This window comes from Streptomyces sp. NPDC091280, assembly GCF_044768565.1.
In the GTDB taxonomy this organism is placed as follows: domain Bacteria; phylum Actinomycetota; class Actinomycetes; order Streptomycetales; family Streptomycetaceae; genus Streptomyces.
This window is the reverse complement of the sequence record NZ_JBIVUZ010000003.1, coordinates 116,809-133,758: the sequence shown is the minus strand read 5'-3', so window position 1 is coordinate 133,758 and position 16,950 is coordinate 116,809. Positions and strand designations below refer to the sequence as shown.

General features: G+C 71.0%; 16 protein-coding genes. 10 read left to right on the top strand and 6 right to left on the bottom strand.

The annotated features are described in order from the left end of the window. The first annotated feature begins 64 nt into the window (after positions 1-64). On the top strand, positions 65-1,171 hold the full coding sequence (locus ACIQPR_RS10700; protein WP_403645118.1) for a sugar ABC transporter substrate-binding protein: 1,107 nt from the start codon (positions 65-67) through the stop codon (positions 1,169-1,171). A gap of 21 nt (positions 1,172-1,192) precedes the next feature. Here the strand turns inward: ACIQPR_RS10700 and ACIQPR_RS10695 are convergent, their stop codons facing one another. From ACIQPR_RS10695 to ACIQPR_RS10685, 3 genes are read right to left on the bottom strand one after another with little or no spacing between them, the layout of a single operon-like run. Continuing rightward, entirely contained in the window at positions 1,193-2,035 is an 843-nt protein-coding gene (locus ACIQPR_RS10695) for a transglutaminase domain-containing protein (protein ID WP_403646442.1), read from the bottom strand. Between the two features lie 7 nt (positions 2,036-2,042). Further along, complete coding sequence (locus ACIQPR_RS10690; protein ID WP_403645115.1) at positions 2,043-2,975, bottom strand: alpha-E domain-containing protein; 933 nt, start codon at positions 2,973-2,975, stop codon at positions 2,043-2,045. Beyond that, complete coding sequence (locus ACIQPR_RS10685; protein ID WP_403645112.1) at positions 2,972-4,519, bottom strand: circularly permuted type 2 ATP-grasp protein; 1,548 nt, start codon at positions 4,517-4,519, stop codon at positions 2,972-2,974. Before ACIQPR_RS10685 ends, ACIQPR_RS10690 begins: the two co-directional genes overlap by 4 nt. 262 nt (positions 4,520-4,781) lie before the next feature. Here ACIQPR_RS10685 and ACIQPR_RS10680 point away from each other — a divergent pair, with 262 nt between their 5' ends. After that, positions 4,782-5,840, top strand: a complete 1,059-nt coding sequence (locus ACIQPR_RS10680; protein WP_403645110.1) for a LuxR C-terminal-related transcriptional regulator — start codon at positions 4,782-4,784, stop codon at positions 5,838-5,840. Between the two features lie 36 nt (positions 5,841-5,876). On the opposite strand, the gene ACIQPR_RS10675 is transcribed toward ACIQPR_RS10680, so the two are convergent. Next, entirely contained in the window at positions 5,877-6,860 is a 984-nt protein-coding gene (locus ACIQPR_RS10675; protein ID WP_403645106.1) for a helix-turn-helix transcriptional regulator, read from the bottom strand. A 211-nt stretch (positions 6,861-7,071) separates the two neighbouring features. On the opposite strand from ACIQPR_RS10675, the gene ACIQPR_RS10670 reads away from it, so the two are divergent. Together ACIQPR_RS10670 and ACIQPR_RS10665 are read left to right on the top strand one after the other, a co-directional pair. Continuing rightward, on the top strand, positions 7,072-7,206 hold the full coding sequence (locus ACIQPR_RS10670) for a hypothetical protein (RefSeq protein ID WP_403645103.1): 135 nt from the start codon (positions 7,072-7,074) through the stop codon (positions 7,204-7,206). Beyond that, positions 7,203-7,538, top strand: coding sequence for a hypothetical protein (locus tag ACIQPR_RS10665; protein ID WP_026178811.1), 336 nt, complete (start codon positions 7,203-7,205; stop codon positions 7,536-7,538). Before ACIQPR_RS10670 ends, ACIQPR_RS10665 begins: the two co-directional genes overlap by 4 nt. 159 nt (positions 7,539-7,697) lie before the next feature. Here the strand turns inward: ACIQPR_RS10665 and ACIQPR_RS10660 are convergent, their stop codons facing one another. Beyond that, the gene (locus ACIQPR_RS10660; protein WP_403645101.1) at positions 7,698-8,111 is read right to left on the bottom strand and encodes a pyridoxamine 5'-phosphate oxidase family protein; all 414 of its coding nucleotides are present in this window, start codon (positions 8,109-8,111) and stop codon (positions 7,698-7,700) included. Positions 8,112-8,232: 121 nt separating this feature from the next. Between ACIQPR_RS10660 and clpB the strand changes: the two genes are divergently transcribed. Continuing rightward, on the top strand, positions 8,233-10,830 hold the full coding sequence (clpB, locus tag ACIQPR_RS10655; protein ID WP_403645099.1) for an ATP-dependent chaperone ClpB: 2,598 nt from the start codon (positions 8,233-8,235) through the stop codon (positions 10,828-10,830). A gap of 102 nt (positions 10,831-10,932) precedes the next feature. Beyond that, positions 10,933-11,469: a YbjN domain-containing protein gene (locus ACIQPR_RS10650; protein WP_403645096.1), complete on the top strand. Its 537-nt coding sequence runs from the start codon at positions 10,933-10,935 to the stop codon at positions 11,467-11,469. A gap of 234 nt (positions 11,470-11,703) precedes the next feature. Here ACIQPR_RS10650 and ACIQPR_RS10645 read toward each other — a convergent pair whose 3' ends face one another. Next, on the bottom strand, positions 11,704-12,894 hold the full coding sequence (locus tag ACIQPR_RS10645; protein WP_403645093.1) for a pyridoxal phosphate-dependent aminotransferase: 1,191 nt from the start codon (positions 12,892-12,894) through the stop codon (positions 11,704-11,706). A 129-nt stretch (positions 12,895-13,023) separates the two neighbouring features. On the opposite strand from ACIQPR_RS10645, the gene ACIQPR_RS10640 reads away from it, so the two are divergent. From ACIQPR_RS10640 to ACIQPR_RS10625, 4 genes are all read left to right on the top strand, one after another. Further along, positions 13,024-13,335: a hypothetical protein gene (locus ACIQPR_RS10640; protein WP_403645090.1), complete on the top strand. Its 312-nt coding sequence runs from the start codon at positions 13,024-13,026 to the stop codon at positions 13,333-13,335. A gap of 319 nt (positions 13,336-13,654) precedes the next feature. After that, positions 13,655-14,203, top strand: coding sequence for a DUF2617 family protein (locus ACIQPR_RS10635; protein WP_403645087.1), 549 nt, complete (start codon positions 13,655-13,657; stop codon positions 14,201-14,203). Positions 14,204-14,362: 159 nt separating this feature from the next. After that, on the top strand, positions 14,363-15,958 hold the full coding sequence (locus ACIQPR_RS10630) for a polyamine aminopropyltransferase (protein ID WP_403645084.1): 1,596 nt from the start codon (positions 14,363-14,365) through the stop codon (positions 15,956-15,958). An 80-nt stretch (positions 15,959-16,038) separates the two neighbouring features. Next, positions 16,039-16,932 (top strand): SRPBCC family protein, encoded by an 894-nt coding sequence (locus ACIQPR_RS10625; RefSeq protein WP_403645081.1) that lies wholly within the window; start codon positions 16,039-16,041, stop codon positions 16,930-16,932. Positions 16,933-16,950 lie beyond the last annotated feature (18 nt).

The following is a 16,950-nucleotide window of genomic DNA, read 5'->3' as shown; positions in this document are numbered from 1 at the left end:
TTTTCAGTCACCTGGGTTGCAATGCTGCACCCACGTCCGGACGGCACCAGAAGTGAGCAACCCAATGCGTCGTATCGCCATATCCGTGGCCGCGTCCTCGCTGGCCCTCCCCCTGGCCGCCTGTGGCGTGCTCAACTCGTCGGGGAGCAGCTCGGACGCCACCCCGGCCAAGGGCAACGACATCACGGTGGGCGTGCTGATGCCGGAGAAGACGAACACGCGGTACGCCGAGTTCGACTTCCCGATCATCAAGTCGACGGTGAGCGAACTCACCGACAAGAAGGGCAAGGCCGAGTACCAGAACGCGGGCGGTGTCGCGGACGTCCAGGACAAGCAGATGCAGAAGATGATCGACCAGAAGGTCGACATCATCATCCTCGACGCCGTCGACTCGCACCTCATCCAGCCGATGGTGAAGAAGGCCAAGGCCGCCGGCATCCCGGTCATCGCCTACGACCGCCTGGCCGAGGGGCCGATCGACGCGTACGTCTCCTTCGACGGCGAACTCGTCGGCGAGGTGCAGGGCCGCTCGCTGGTCGAGGCGCTCGGCAGCAACGTGGACACCTCCGACAAGGTCGTCATGATCAACGGCTCGCCGACCGACCCCAACGCGGGGGTGTTCAAGCAGGGGGCGCTGTCCGAGCTCCAGGGCAAGGTGACGGTCGCCGCCAGCTACAACACCAAGGCGTGGGACCCGGACATCGCCAAGCAGGAGATGACCGAGGCGATCGGCAAGCTCGGCAAGGACAACATCGCCGCGGTGTACTCCGCCAACGACGCGATGGCCGGCGGCATCATCGAGGCCCTGAAGGCCGCGGGCGTGACGAAGATGCCGCCCGTCACCGGGCAGGACGCCGAACTCCCCGCCGTGCAGCGGATCGTGACCGGCGAGCAGTACATGAGTGTCTACAAGCCCTACCCCGACCTGGCCGAGGCCGCCGCGAAGATCGCGGTCGCCAAGGTGCAGGGCAGGGACATCGAGTTCGACGCCCTCACCCGTGACTCGGTGGACAGCCCCACCAACAAGAAGATCCCCTCGCAGCTGGTGTCCGTGGTCGCGCTGACGAAGGACAACATCAAGTCGACGGTGGTCGCGGACGGGATCTACAAGATCTCCGACATCTGCACCAGCAAGTACAAGGCGGCGTGCGACGCGGCCGGCCTGAAGTAGCGGGGCCGGCCGGCACGGAGTTCACGCCACCCGCGTGAACTCCACCGTCACCTCCGGCGGCCCGCCGGCCACCCCCCGGTAGATGCCCTTGTGCGGGGTCACGTCGTCGTAGTCCCGCCCCCGCCCGACCACCACATGCGACTCGTCCGGCCGTGTCCGGTTCGTCGGGTCGTAGCCGCACCAGTCGCCCGCCCAGTACTCGATCCAGGCATGGCTCTGCCCGGCCACCGGGCGGTGCAGCTCCGCCTCCCGCTCCGGGTGGAGGTAGCCGGAGACATAGCGGGTGGGCAGGCCGAGGCCCCGCAGCAGGGCGATGGTGACGTGCGCGATGTCCTGGCAGACCCCGGCGCCCTGTTCCCAGGCCTCGGCGGCGGAGGTGTTCACCCCGGTGACGCCGGGGAGGTAGGCGACCCGGTCGGCGACCAGCGCGGAGACGGCCTCCGCGGTCCCGTGCGGGTCGAGGCCCGCGGCGGCCTTCCGCGCCTTCTTCAGCAGCTTCGGCGGGACGGTCGTCCGGACGGTGGGGCCGATGAACTCCAACAGCCGGGAGTTCGTGGTCCGTTCGGTCACCTCCTGCCAGCTCGGCGCGGGGCCGAGCGCGTCCGGCGGGGAGGTCTCGACCAGGCTGGACGCGGTGATCGTGAGGTCGGCGTGCGGGTCCATGAGGTCGAAGCCGGTGACCTGGGTGCCCCAGTAGTCCCAGTACGACCAGGTGGGCGCGGTCGGGTTGACGGTGACGCGCGCGTCCAGCGTGGTCTGGCCGGGGAGCGTCAGCGGGGTCATCCGCACCTCGTTGTGGGAGGAGACGGCGGCCTGGGCGTACGAGACGCGGGTGATGTGGCGGATGCGCAGTCTGCGGGGCAGGGTCATCTCAGGCTCCTTCCTGGGCCCACTCGACGTGGCCCTGGTACGGGAAGAACAGTTCGGCGACCGCCTCCGCCGAGTCCATGCAGGCGTGCTGCAAGTCCTTGAGGAGGGCGGGGAGTTGTTCCTCCAGGGCGGGTGAGTCCAGATATTCGAGGCGGGTGCGGAGCCGGCCGATGGGCCGGCGCGCGGGGTCCTGGCGCGGGCGGCCGAGCGCGGTGAGGCACTCCTCGGCGGTGGTCAGCGCGTGCAGTGCGGAGCGGGGGAAGTCCCGGTCCAGGAGCAGGAATTCGGCCACGCGCGGGGTGTCGCCGAAGCCGCCGTAGACCCGCGCGTACGCCTCGTCGGCGCCGCTCGCGCTGAGCAGCGTCGGCCAGTCGGGCGCGTGCGCCGCGTCCAGCACCCGTACGGACAGCAGACGTACGGTCATGTCCACCCGCTCAAGGCTCCGGCCCAGGACGACGAAGCGCCAGCTGTCGTCGCGGCTCATCGTGGAGTCGGCCAGGCCGAAGAACAACGCGGCACGTCTGCGCACGAGTTCGAGATAGGCGTAGGGGCCGGTACGGCGGGCCGCCAGTCGCTGGTCGGCCAGCGCGTGCCAGGTGGAGTTGAGGCACTCCCACATCTCGGAGGAGACCGCCTCGCGGGCGCTGCGGGCGTTCAACCGGGCGGCGCCCAGGGCGCCTTCGATGGAGCACGTGGAGCGGGCGTCGAAGGCGAGCTGGTCCAGCACCTGCTGCATGTCGACGCGTTGACCGCCCGCGTCGACCCCGAGGATCGCGTACAGCGAACGGCAGGCCGCGTCCTCGTCGCGCCAGGGGTCCTCAAGGAGGCGGTGCAGATAGGCGTCCAGAATGCGGCCGGTGGCGTCCGCGCGCTCGACGTAACGGCCCGTCCACGTCAGGGCCTCGGCTATCCGGGAGAGGATCACGTCGTTCACTGCTGCTGCGCCCCTTCCTGTACGACCGCGGGGTTGCCGTCGGGGCCGAGCTGGCGCGGGGCCACCTCGGGGGGTGTGCCGTCCGGGGTGAGCGGCTCGGGCTGGTGGGTGGGGCCCTCGGCGAGCACCCAGGTGTCCTTGGAGCCGCCGCCCTGGCTGGAGTTGACGATCAGGTTGCCCTCCTGGAGGGCGACCCGGGTGAGGCCGCCGGGCAGCACCCAGATGTCGCTGCCGTCGTTCACGGCGAACGGGCGGAGGTCGATGTGGCGCGGTGCCATGCGTTCACCCGCGAGGGTGGGGGAGGTGGACAGGGCGACGGGCCGCTGGGCGATCCAGCCGCGCGGGTCGGCGGCGACGGCTTTGCGAGTGCGTTCGAGGGTCTTCGCGTCGGCCTTGGGTCCGATGACGATGCCCTGCCCGCCCGCGCCGTCCACCGGCTTGATCACCAGGTGCTCGATCTGGTCGAGGACGGCTTCCAACTGCCCCGGCTCGTCGGGGCGGTAGGACTCCACGTTGGGGAGAATCGGTTCCTCGGAGAGGTAGTAGCGGATGAGGTCGGGGACGTAGGTGTAGAGGAGTTTGTCGTCCGCGATGCCGTTGCCGACCGCGTTCGCGAGTGTGACGTTCCCGGCCTGGGCGGCGTTCATGACCCCCGGACAGCCGATCACCGAGTCGGGGCGGAAGTGCAGCGGGTCGAGGAAGTCGTCGTCCAGGCGCCGGTATACGACATGGACGGGCACCTCGCCGCGGGTGGTGCGCATCCACACCCGGTTGTTGCGGCAGACCAGGTCGTGGCCCTCCACCAGTTGCACGCCCATCAGCCGTGCCAGCAGGGCGTGTTCGAAGTAGGCGGCGTTGTTGGGGCCCGGGGTGAGGACCACCACCCTGGGGTCCGTCGTCCCGGCGGGCGCGGCGGCCCGCAGCGCGGCCAGCAGCCGTCCCGCGTAGCCGTCGACCGGCACCACGTGCTGCTCGGCGAAGAGCGACGGGAAGATCCGGGTCATCGCCCGCCGGTTCTCGATGACGTACGACACCCCGCTGGGGACCCGCACGTTGTCCTCCAGGACCCGGAACTCCCCGGCCTCGTCCCGCACCAGGTCGATGCCGGCGACATGGATGCGGACCCCGCCCGGTGGCTCGACGCCCTGCGCGGCCCGGTGGAAATGGGCCGAGTTGAGGAGCAGCCGCCAGGGCACGACCCCGTCCTCGAAGGCCCGGCAGTGCGAGTAGGCGTCGGAGAGATAGGCCTCAAGGGCCCGCACCCGCTGTGCCACCCCGCGCTGGACGAGGTCCCACTCCAGCGCGTCGATGATCCTCGGCACCAGGTCCAGCGGCCAGGGCCGTTCCTCGCCCGCGAAGGCGTAGGTGACCCCCCGGTCGGTGAACGCGCGGGCCATCTGGTCCGCGCGGAAGCGCAGTTCACTCGGCTCGATCGGCTGGAGTGCCGCCAGTACCGGCTCGTAGGCGGTTCTGACCTCACCCGGCCGCACAAACATCTCGTCCCACGCATCGGCCAATGCGTACGCGTCAAATATGTCCGCCATGAGGGGACGTTAGAGGCGTTACGTAACACGACGGTCTCTGAGTGATTTCCGGCAGCTCACGCGGAAAGTGATACGACGACGGATCGGACGGAAGCGGGCGGGTACCCCCCAGCTTGTTGCAAGGTGGCGCGCGGAGGTGGGGAGATACTTATTGATATCGGTGGTTTTCGGGGCTCGTTCGAGGGGGAGCCGTGTTGCGGAGCAGGTCGGGGCCGCGCATAGTTGCGCTGCAAAGAGCCGGGAACCGGGGGTGGGATGGGCGATGGCCGGGCACGGGACGGACGAGCATCCACACGGTGCTGACCGGCTCTGCGACGCCGGGGACCTGGTGTACTCCCGGGCCGTACTGCGGGGCCGGGTACCGCGCACGGACGCCGGACCGGTGCCGTGCCTGCTGGAGCTCGCCCTCCTCCACCCGGACCCCGACGACATGGACTGGCTGGTGCCGACCTCCCCGCAGGAGGTCATGACCCGGCTGCTGCGCGGGGTCTACGACCAGGTCAGCGAGAGCCACCGGAGGGTGGGCTCGGCGGTCGACGCCTTCGAGCGGTACGCCGGGCTCGGCCGCCGCGTCGAGGCGTCCGCGACGGCGTCGGGGTCCCTGGAGGGCGCCGCGATCCGTGTCCTGGACGGGCTCGCCCGCATCCAGGCCGCGATGGACGACGCGACCGAGGCCTGCACCGGCGAGGTCCTCACCGTCCAGCCCGGCGGCATCCGTCGCGAACCGGAACTCACCGAGGGCCTGCACCGCGCGCTGGCGCTGCGCTCGCGCGGGGTGCGGATGCGCGACCTGTACACCCACGTCGCCCGGCACGGCCAAGGCCTGCTGAACTACCTGGAGTTGATGGGCGACGCGGTCGAGGCCCGCACCCTCGACGAGGTCGTCGACCGCCTCATCCTCTTCGACCGCACGGTCGCCTTCATCCCGGCCAGCGCCGACCACACGATGGCCCTCGAACTGCGCCACCCGGCGCTGATCGACTACTTCGTCACCGTCTTCGACCGCCTGTGGCGGCTGGCGATCCCCGTCGCCGCGCCACTGCCCGACACCGGCATCGAGGGCATCTCGCACCGCGAGCAGTCCATCGCGGCCCTGCTCGCGGAGGGCCACCAGGACGCGGTGATCGCGGAACGGCTCGGCATAAGCGTCCGCACCTGCCGCGCCCACATCGCCCGGCTCTCGGAGACACTCGGCGCGGCCAGCCGCACCCAGCTCGGCGTCCGCATCGCCCAGGCGGGCCTGGACGGCGCCGCCTCCCGGATCCCGGACGTCCCGGCCCAGCTCACCCCCGCCGACCAGGAATCCCCGACCGTGCGCTGAGCCGGCCGACGCGCTCGGCGGACTGCCGCGGTGGGGTCAGGGTTCCTGCTTGAGGATTCCCGACTGGGCTATGAGGAAGCCGAGTTGGGCGCGGCTGCCGCTGCCCAGGGCTGTCGCGAGCTTGGCGATGTGGGCGCGGCAGGTGCGGACGTTCATGCCCAGGCGGCGGGCGATGGCCTCGTCGACGTGGCCCTCGATGAGGAGCTTGGCGATCGAGTGCTGGATCTCGGTGATGCCGTCGGGGGCGGTCTCGTAGGGCGCGCCGGCGCTCAGCGGGACCGCGCGGTTCCACATGAACTCGAAGACCTTGATCAGGTAGCGGACGAGTCCTGGATGGCGCAGTTCGAGGGCGATCTCCCCGTCGTCGCGGGTCGGGATGAAGGCCACGGTCTCGTCGCAGATGATCAGCCGCTCGACGAGTTCGTCGATGGTCCGGTACTCCACCTTGCCGTCGGTGAACTGGGCCACGTAGGCCAGCGTCTCGGGGCTGTAGCGGGCCGGGTGCTGGTAGAGCGTCCGGATGCGGCAGCCGCGTTCGATCAGCGGCCGGTCGCGGTTGAGGCCCTGGGCGAGGGTGTGCTCCAGCCGGCGGCGGCTCGGCTGCACGGTGAGCATCTCGGTCTGGCACTGCGCGGTGGCCAGATCGAGCGCCGCGTTGATCCGGTCCAGGCCCTCAAGGACCGTGATCGAGTGCGTGGTCGCCGTCGACTGGGCGCTGAGCGCCATGAACGGCCCGAACGCCTCGGCGAGTTCGATCGACATCCGCCGTCGCTGGGTGATCTCGCTCTCGATCGGGTTGAGCCGTTGGGCGAGGGCGATCGACGGGGGCACCGGCCGCAGCCAGTTCGGATCGTCGGGGTCGGGATGAAGAAGGGCGAATTCCATCAAACAGGGCGCCGGCTCGACATCTGTGCGGGCCACGCGCCCGGTCCGGAGAGCGTTCCCGTAGAGGCGACGCCCGTCCTCGCACAGATCGGTCAGCTCGTGAGGATGTGTCTGATTAGTCTCGTTGGTCACCAAATCTCCACCCCCCAGGGTCCTGAACGTGCAGGAACATGATGCATCGATTGTGTGGCCACGACGTGCCGGAATGCGCCATCGTCGTAGTCGACGGGGGAGAGGTGAACTTCAAATGAGGACGAAGCCGACTATGCATAAGAGAATGCTTCGCTCGGCGCTTGTCGCTGCCTTCTCTGCCGTTGTGGCTTTCGGGGCGCTGAGTGGCTTTGCGGTGACCGATGACAGCACCTGGGGCACGACCAACGTGACCGCCGGTGACAGCACGTGGATCGTCGTGGCGTCCGACGTCCCGGGTGACAGCACCTGGGTCGCCCCGACCGACAGCACGTGGGTCGCCGAGTCATGACCACTCCCCCCGACGACCGCTCCTTCCGTCGCGAGATGGCCACGGCCTACCGCTCCGGCTGGCACTTCATCGATCTGGCCACCGCCATCCCCCACAGCGGTGACTCGCTCATGGTGACCGTGTTCGGTGAGCCGGTCGTCGTGACCCGGGACGAGGACGAGGACGTACGGGCGTACCGGTGCCTGCGGCGGCCTCGGGGGGCACCGCAGCCAGTGCGATGTGCCATCCGGTACGGAATGATCTTTGTGAATCTTGACCAGCGAGACCACCGGCTGGTGGAAACGGATGCCCCCGACGTCCAGACCATCTCAGCCACCCCCCGCAGTGCCTGACGCGATTCCCCCGTCGTAACAGATCGCTCAGGTGCTTCCCCCCGCAGCGGCGTCACCGTGACCTGAACACGGTGACGCCGCTGCAGTTTGTGCGGAATATCCGGATATGGGCCGCGCCCCGGTGGCCGGAACTGATCGTGTCGTCACCCGGTCGCCCGGTCAGTACTTCCCCAGCGCCCGCGTCAGCTCGATCTCGATCACCACCCGGGACGGGTTCGGCGACGGAGTGCGCCCGTAGCGCCCGGCGTACCGGCGCTCCGCCTCCGCGACCCGGTCGGGCTCCGCGCGGACGAAGGCCCGGCCCTCCAGCGTCGCCCAGCGCCGCCCGTCCACCTGGCACACCGCGACCCGGGCCCCGAGCGGGCCGGCCGCCAGCACGTTCGCCACCTTCCGGCTCGCCTTGTTCGCGACGACCCGAGCCAGTCGCGCCTCAGGGTCGTATGTCACTCCGACAGGCACCACGTGCGGGCTGCCGTCCGGGCGTGGGGTCGTGAGGGTGCACAGATGCCGTTCCTGCCAGAAGGTGAGGTACGACGGATCGGGAGCGCCGGGGTCGACCGGAGGGGAAGCCATGGTCCCGGAACTTAGTCCCCCGATCCGCCCCGTCACCGCCTTGAGTGGAATAGACTCAACTTTGTGCACGTTGACCGAGTCAGTCCGTGCACGAAGGCCGTAGGAGGAGGAGTACCGGAACGTGGACGCCGAGCTGACCAACAGGAGCCGGGAAGCGATCAACGCGGCCAGCAGCCGCGCCGTGACCGGGGGGCACGCCGATCTGACCCCGGCGCACCTGCTTCTCTCGCTGCTCGCGGGCGAGGACAACGAGAACATCACCGACCTGCTGGCCGCCGTCGACGCCGACCAGGCCGCCGTACGGTCCGGCGCCGAGCGGGTGCTCGCCGGGCTGCCCAGCGTGACCGGGTCGACCGTCGCGCCCCCGCAGCCCAGCCGCGAACTGCTCGCGGTACTCGCGGACGCCGACGAGCGCGCGAAGGAACTCGGCGACGAGTACCTCTCCACCGAGCACCTGCTGATCGGGATCGCCGCCAAGGGCGGCGCCGCCGGGGACGTACTCTCCCAGCAGGGGGCCGGTGCGAAGAAGCTGCTGGACGCGTTCCAGAAGAGCAGGGGAGGGCGCCGCGTGACCACACCCGACCCCGAGGGGCAGTACAAGGCGCTGGAGAAGTTCGGCACCGACTTCACCGCCGCCGCCCGCGACGGCAAGCTCGACCCGGTCATCGGCCGGGACCAGGAGATCCGCCGCGTCGTGCAGGTCCTCTCCCGCCGCACCAAGAACAACCCCGTCCTCATCGGCGAGCCCGGCGTCGGCAAGACCGCCGTCGTCGAGGGGCTCGCGCAGCGCATCGTCAAGGGGGACGTGCCGGAGTCCCTCAAGAACAAGCGGCTGGTCTCCCTGGACCTCGGCGCGATGGTCGCGGGCGCGAAGTACCGCGGCGAGTTCGAGGAGCGGCTGAAGACCGTCCTGGCCGAGATCAAGGAGTCCGACGGCCAGATCATCACCTTCATCGACGAGCTGCACACCGTCGTGGGCGCGGGCGCCGGCGGCGACTCCGCGATGGACGCCGGCAACATGCTGAAGCCGATGCTCGCCCGCGGCGAGCTCCGCATGGTCGGCGCGACCACGCTGGACGAGTACCGCGAGCGCATCGAGAAGGACCCGGCGCTGGAGCGCCGCTTCCAGCAGGTGCTGGTCGCGGAACCGAGCGTCGAGGACACCATCGCGATCCTGCGCGGACTCAAGGGCCGCTACGAGGCGCACCACAAGGTGGTGATCGCCGACAGCGCGCTGGTGGCGGCGTCGACCCTGTCCGACCGCTACATCACCTCCCGCTTCCTCCCCGACAAGGCGATCGACCTCGTGGACGAGGCGGCCTCCCGGCTGCGGATGGAAATCGACTCCTCCCCGGTCGAGATCGACGAACTCCAGCGCTCCGTCGACCGGTTGAAGATGGAGGAGCTGGCGCTCGACAAGGAGACGGACGCCGCCTCCGTCGAACGCCTGGAGAAGCTGCGCCGCGACCTCGCCGACCGCGAGGAGGAACTGCGCGGCCTCAACGCCCGCTGGGAGAAGGAGAAGCAGTCCCTCAACCGGGTCGGCGAGCTGAAGGAGAAGCTCGACGAACTCCGCGGCCAGGCCGAACGCGCCCAGCGCGACGGCGACTTCGACACGGCGTCGAAACTCCTCTACGGCGAGATCCCCTCCCTGGAGCGGGACTTGGAGGAAGCCTCCGAGGCGGAGGCCGAGTCCGCCAAGGACACCATGGTCAAGGAGGAGGTCGGCCCGGACGACATCGCGGACGTCGTCGGCTCCTGGACCGGCATCCCCGCGGGCCGCCTCCTGGAGGGCGAGACCCAGAAACTCCTGCGCATGGAGGAGGAGTTGGGCCGCCGGCTCATCGGCCAGCAGCAGGCCGTACAGGCGGTCTCCGACGCGGTACGGCGCACCCGCGCGGGCATCGCGGACCCCGACCGCCCCACCGGCTCCTTCCTGTTCCTGGGCCCGACGGGCGTAGGCAAGACGGAACTGGCGAAAGCCCTGGCCGACTTCCTCTTCGACGACGAACGCGCCATGGTCCGCATCGACATGTCGGAGTACGGCGAGAAGCACAGCGTGGCCCGGCTGGTCGGCGCGCCGCCCGGCTACGTCGGCTACGAGGAGGGCGGCCAGCTCACGGAGGCGGTGCGCAGGCGCCCGTACTCGGTGATCCTGCTGGACGAGGTGGAGAAGGCGCACCCGGAGGTCTTCGACGTCCTGCTCCAGGTACTGGACGACGGCCGGCTGACCGACGGCCAGGGCCGCACGGTCGACTTCCGCAACACGATCCTGATCCTCACCTCCAACCTGGGCAGCACCTTCCTGATCGACCCGCTCACCGGCGAGGACGAGAAGAAGGCACAGGTCCTCCAGACGGTCCGCGCCTCCTTCAAGCCGGAGTTCCTGAACCGCCTGGACGACCTGGTGGTCTTCTCCGCCCTCAACCGCGAGGAACTGGGCCGCATCGCCGCCCTCCAGATCGACCGCCTGGCCAAGCGCCTCGCGGAGCGCCGCCTCACCCTGGAGATCACCGACGAGGCCCTGACCTGGCTCGCGGACAACGGCAACGACCCGGCCTACGGCGCGCGACCGCTGCGCCGGCTGGTCCAGACGTCGATCGGCGACCGCCTCGCCAAGGAGATCCTCGCGGGCGAGATCAAGGACGGCGACACGGTCCGGGTGGACGCGTTCGGGGACGGGCTGATCGTGGGACCGGCGACCGGGAAAACGCTCTGAGCTGAATTCCGCCAACGGGAGGTGAACCAGTCGGGGCGGGGGTTGCCACCCCCCGCCCCGCATGGGGGAGGATGGCGGAATCCGTACGAAGGGAAATACACGGTGAGCATCGACCCGTCCTCGATTCCGAACTTCGGGGGCCAGCCCGAGCCGCAGCAAGGACCGGCGGGCCCCGTCGTCCCGGATCAGGACCTCGTGAAGCAGCTCCTCGACCAGATGGAGCTGAAGTACGTCGTCGACGACGAGGGTGACCTCGCGGCGCCGTGGGAGCAGTTCCGTACGTACTTCATGTTCCGCGGCGAGGACGACCAGCTCGTCTTCTCGGTCCGGACGTTCTACGACCGTCCCCACGAGATCGACGCCAAGCCGCAGCTGCTGGAGTCCATCGACGACTGGAACCGCCGCACCCTGTGGCCCAAGGTCTACAGCCACACCCACGACGACGGCACCGTCCGTCTCATCGGTGAGGCGCAGATGCTGGTCGGCACCGGCGTCGACCTGAACCACTTCGTCTCCTCGACGGTCAGCTGGGTGCGCGCCGCCATCGAGTTCGACCGCTGGCTCGTCGAACAGCTCGGCCTGACCGAGGAGGTCGACGAGGCGACGGAGAAGCCGGAGGACGAGGGCGACGACGAGTAGTCGTACCCGCACGGCCTTGTGTCGACGAGAGCCCGGCCCCGTACGTGACCATCACGGTCGCGTACCGGGGCCGGGCTCTATCGGTTGACGTGCAGGAGGTCCTCGGGTTCGCTGCCCGTCCACGACGTGATCATCCCCACCCACACCCTCTCCCTGGACGAGGTACGGGAACGCGCGCGGCGACCGAGCGGTATGTGCTGCCCGGGGAGAGGATTCCCTGGATCGATCTCAGGCTCAGCCCGCCAGTGACTTGAGCCGCCCCACCGCCTCCTCCAGCACGGCGGTCCGCTTGCAGAACGCGAACCGTACGAACGGCGCCCCCGCCTCCCGGTGGTCGTAGAAGACCGCGTTCGGGATGGCGACGACCCCGGCGCGTTCGGGCAGGGCGCGGCAGAAGGCGAAGCCGTCGGTCTCGCCGAGGGGGCGGATGTCGGTGGTGACGAAGTACGTGCCGGCCGGGCGGAAGACCCCGAAGCCGGCCTCCGCCAGGCCCGTCGCCAGGACGTCCCGCTTGGCGCGCAGGTCCGCGCGGAAGGCGTCGAAGTAGGAGTCGGGGAGGGAGAGCGCTTCCGCGACCGCGTACTGGAAGGGGCCCGAGGCCACGTACGTGAGGAACTGCTTCGCGGAGCGTACGGCGGTGACCAGGTCCGGGGTCCCCGTCACCCAGCCCACCTTCCAGCCCGTGAACGAGAACGTCTTGCCCGCCGAGCCGATCGACACCGTGCGCCCCCGCATCCCGGGGAGGGTCGCGAGCGGGATGTGTTCGGCCGTGTCGAAGACCAGGTGCTCGTAGACCTCGTCGGTGATCACCAACAGGTCGCGTTCGACGGCGAGTTCGGTGATCGCGGTGAGTTCCTCGCGGGTGAGGACCGTGCCGGTCGGGTTGTGCGGGGTGTTGATCAGGAGGAGGCGGGTGCGGTCGGTGACGGCGGCGCGCAGTTCGTCGAGGTCGAGGCGGAACGCCCCCTCGTGCGGGCGGAGCGTGACCGGTACGCGGGTGCCGCCCGCCATCGCGATGCACGCGGCGTAGGAGTCGTAGTACGGCTCGAGGGCGATGACCTCGTCGCCCGGTTCCACCAGGGCCAGCAGCGCCGCCGCGATGGCCTCCGTCGCGCCCGCCGTGACCAGGACCTCGGCGTCGGGGTCGTAGGACAGGCCGTAGCGGCGCTCCTGGTGGGCGGTGATCGCGGTGCGGAGTTCGGGGACTCCGGGGCCCGGCGGGTACTGGTTGCCGTGTCCGTCGCGCAGCGCGCGGACCGCCGCCTCGCGGATCTCCTCGGGGCCGTCCGTGTCCGGGAAGCCCTGGCCGAGGTTGATCGACCCGGTCTTCAGGGCGAGCGCGGACATCTCGGCGAAGATCGTCGTCCCGAACTCGGCGAGCCGGCGGTTGAGGAGAGGGCGTGCACTGGAGGTCATGCCCGTCATCCTGCGCCCAAGCTCTGGAGTTCCTCAACTCTGCTTTGGCTGGTGAGACGGCCGGGCATCCCTGCTTCACGCACCACACGAGGCGCCCACGGGGGGCCGCTTCGGGGGAATCGGAAGGAGGGTGACGCCATGTTCTTCTTCGTCATCCTGGCGGTGATCGCGGTCGTCTTCATCGGGGCGGTCGTGCGCGCGGGGCGCAAGTCGGGCCGCAGGGCGGGGGCGTACGGGGGCGGCGGCGGGGGTGCCGCCGGTACGGGCAGCTGGTGGGCCGGGGACGGCGGGTCGGCGTCCTCGGGCGGCGGCGGTGGTCACTCCGGCGGACACCACGGCGGTGGCCACCACTCCTGCGGCGGCGGGCACTCCTCCTGCGGAGGGGGCTCGTCCTGCGGCGGCGGTTCGTCCTGCGGGGGTGGTGGCGGCTGCGGCGGCGGGGGCAACTGACCCGTGCGAGGGGGGTCGAGGCGCCCGTCGGGAGACCGCTCCCGGCGGGCGCTCCGGCGCGCGCCCGACACGCCTGGGCGTACGCCTTGGTTGAACAGTTGAGCTGTGGAGCCCCCTGAGGGATGGAAACCCCACGAAGTTGGGTAAAAACACTGTGGTGGCGCCACCGTTCATGATTCCCTCTAAATCACCAACGCGGCCCCTCGGAAGCCCGCGGACACCTTCTCCCGACTGGGCTGACCGGGCCGATCCCCCGGTGTCTACCGGGGTGCGCCGGACCCACACCTCCCCTTTCTTTGCGTGCTAGCGGAGCCGATCCATGCTCACGACCCTTCAGACCTCCTACACCGACACGCGCGCGGCCGACCTCGCCTGGACCCTGGGCCGCGAGCCGCTTCCCGCGCTGGCCACACTCGACCTCGAACTCGCGGGTGCGCGGCTCCAGTTGAGACTGCTCGGCGCGTCCCACCAGGTCCTCCTGGACGAGGAGCGGGGCAGCTGTTCGGAGACGGTCGCGTGCATCCCGGGCTCCAGCACGCCGCTTCCGCTCGGGGTCGCCAAGCGGGTCGGCGACTGGGAGTACGAGTTCGCGGCCCGGGTCGAGGTGCTGTCCCCGGGGCAGTTCGCGGGCCGCGCCCAGGAGCTGCTGGCCCTGGTCGCCGACCATCCCAACGGACTGGCGGGGGTCTTCCCCGGCAGCCCGCACGCCTTCACGGCGATGCTCGCCCAGCGGCACGAGGGCCAGGTGCACTGGCGCACCTGGCACGCCTATCCGCAGGACGGCCAGCTGGTGGCGACCCGGACCCGGGTGGGGGTGCGGGTGCCGGTGCCGGTGCCGGTGGGGCACCCGGTGCCGTCACCGGTCTGAGCCGTACGGTCGTCGTGACCGGGGCGTCGGCGTGAGCCGTACGGTCGTGACCGGGGCGCCGGTGTGAGCCGTTCGGCGCACACCGCACCCGGTCGCCGTAAACACATTCCACACGTGTGGGTGACGAAGCGTGCCTGCCGCGTGACGTAACGTCGCAGCGTGATCGAACCGCACGCGCCGGCCCGGCCGGGTACCCAGCCGCCGTGGGCAGGCCCGGCGCGGCTGCCCGTCCGGCCGGCCACGGGCCGGTTCCTGGTGCTCGCGGGCGTCTTCGTCTGCGCCGCCTGCGGACTCGTGTACGAACTCGAACTCGTCGCCCTCGCCTCGTACCTGATCGGCGACTCGGTCACCCAGGCCTCCGTCGTGCTGTCCGTCATGGTCTTCGCGATGGGCATCGGCTCGCTCGCGGCGAAACGGCTGCGCTGGCACGCGGCGGCCGGTTTCGGCGCGGTCGAGGCGGCCCTCGCGCTGGTCGGCGGATGCAGCGCCATGGCGTTGTACGCGGTCTTCGCCTGGACCGGGAACTGGGGCGGCCTGTGGGCACAGGGCCCGCGCTGCCTGCTGGTCGCCTTCTCCCTCGCCATCGGTCTGCTCATCGGCGCGGAGGTCCCGCTCCTCATGGAGCTGATCCAGCGCATCCGCCGCCAGGACGCGGGCGGCGCCGTCGCCGACCTCTTCGCGGCGGACTACGTCGGCGCCCTGGTCGGCGGCCTCGCCTTCCCCTTCCTGCTGCTGCCCTTCCTCGGCCAGCTCACCGGCACCCTGCTCACCGGCACGGTCAACGTCGTGGCCGGCGGCTGTCTGGTCCTCGGCCTGTTCCGCCGCGACCTCACCCGCCGGGGCCGCTGGCTCCTGCTGATCACCAACCTCACGGTCCTCGGCCTGCTCGCCTCCGCCGCCGTCCTCGTCGACGACTTCGAACGGGCCGCGCGCCACGCCGTCTACGGCAAGGACGTCCGCGTCGCCCTCCAGAGCGACGTCCAGGAGGTCGTCCTCACCGGCGGCGACCACGGCCGCCCCCTCGACCTCTTCCTCGACGGCCGCCTGCGGGTCAGCGGACGCGACGAGCGCCGCTACCACCAGGCCCTCGTCGGCCCCGCGATGGACGGCCCGCACGCGCGCGTGCTCGTCCTCGGCGGCGGCGACGGCCTCGCGGCCCGCGACGTCCTGCGCCACCGGGGCGTGCGCCGCGTCGACATCGTCGAACGCGACGCGGCGGTCGTCCGGCTGGCCCGCCACGACGCGGCCCTGGCCGCGCTCAACGACCACGTCTACGGCGATCCGCGCGTCCACGTCACCATCGGCGACGCCTTCGACCTGCTGCGCCGGGTCCGCCCGGGGACGTACGACGTGGTGATCGCCGACCTCCCCGACCCCGGCATCACCGCCAGCACCAAGCTGTACTCCCAGGAGTTCTACGGCCTCGCCCGCCGCGCCCTCACCGAGCGGGGCCGCCTGGTCGTGCACGCCGGGTCGGTGGCCTCCCGGCGCCGGGTGTTCTGGACGGTGGTCTCCACGGTCCGCGCGGCCGGTCTGCACCCCGTCCCCTACCGGGTCGGCGGCCGGGCCCCGGGTTTCGCGACCGGCCCCGACCGCGCGGTGGGCACGTCCCGTTCCCCGCGCGACTGGGGGTTCGTGCTGGCGGCACGGCAGGCGCCGCCCGTGCCGCCGGGACTGGAGCGCGAGGAGCGGGCGGCGGAACGGACCCGGGTGCCGGGGCTGGCGGCTTCCACCCTGGTCCACCCCCGGTACTGAGCGGGTCCCGGCGGCAACACGGCGCCACTTCCGCGCAACGCCGGGTGCAGCCCCGCCCGACCTGGGTAGGCTCCGCAGACATGGAGCATGAGGTGTACGTTCCGGTTCCCCCCGAGCGGCTGCGGTCCGCGCTCGGCGACCCCGCCCGGGTCGCCCGCGCCGTCCCCGGCCTCCAGCAGGACGCCGGCACCGAACCCGTCGCCGGCCGCCTGAAGGTGCGCGTCGGCGGCCACTCCATCACCTACCGCGGGTCGCTCCGCGTGCTGGCCCGGGACGACGGTTCCCACGCCGTCGAGGGCGAGGCGACCGAGGCCCGCGGCACCGGCTCGGTGAAACTCGCCCTCACCCTGCGCGTCCGCGCGTCCGACGGCGGCTCCACGATCACCTTCGACGGTACGGCGACGGCGGCCGGCCGGGTCACCGAACTGCCCCCGGACGCGGTGAGCGCGGCCACGGCCAGGCTGCTGGACCGGTTCGCCGCGAACCTGGGCGCGGAGCCGGAGCGGGCCGACGGCACGACGGACGACGGGGGCGACACGGAGGACGCCATCGAGGACGCCATCGAGGACGCCACCGATGACGCCACCGATGACGCCACCGATGACGCCACCGAGGACGACACCGAAGACATCACCGACGTGGTCGACGCGGTCGACGTCGACGACCTGGCGGCCGACGACGTGGATCTGGACGACCCGGAGATCGACATCGCGGACGCCATCGAGGAACTCCACGTCTCCGAGACCTTCGCCGGGCACCCGCAGCCCCCCGCCGAGGCCGCGCACGCCCGCCGCACGATGATCGGCCGCAGCGCGGAGGAGGTCGACCACGCGCCGCCGCGCGGGCGCTACGCCCCCGTCCCCGCGCCGCAGACCGTCTCCGCGAACGCCACCCTCCGCTGGGCGGCGCCGGCCGCCGCGCTGGTCCTGGCGTCGGCGATCGTGGTCAACAGGGTGCTGCGCAAACGCCGTTGACGGGTCGCCGTCCGCCCT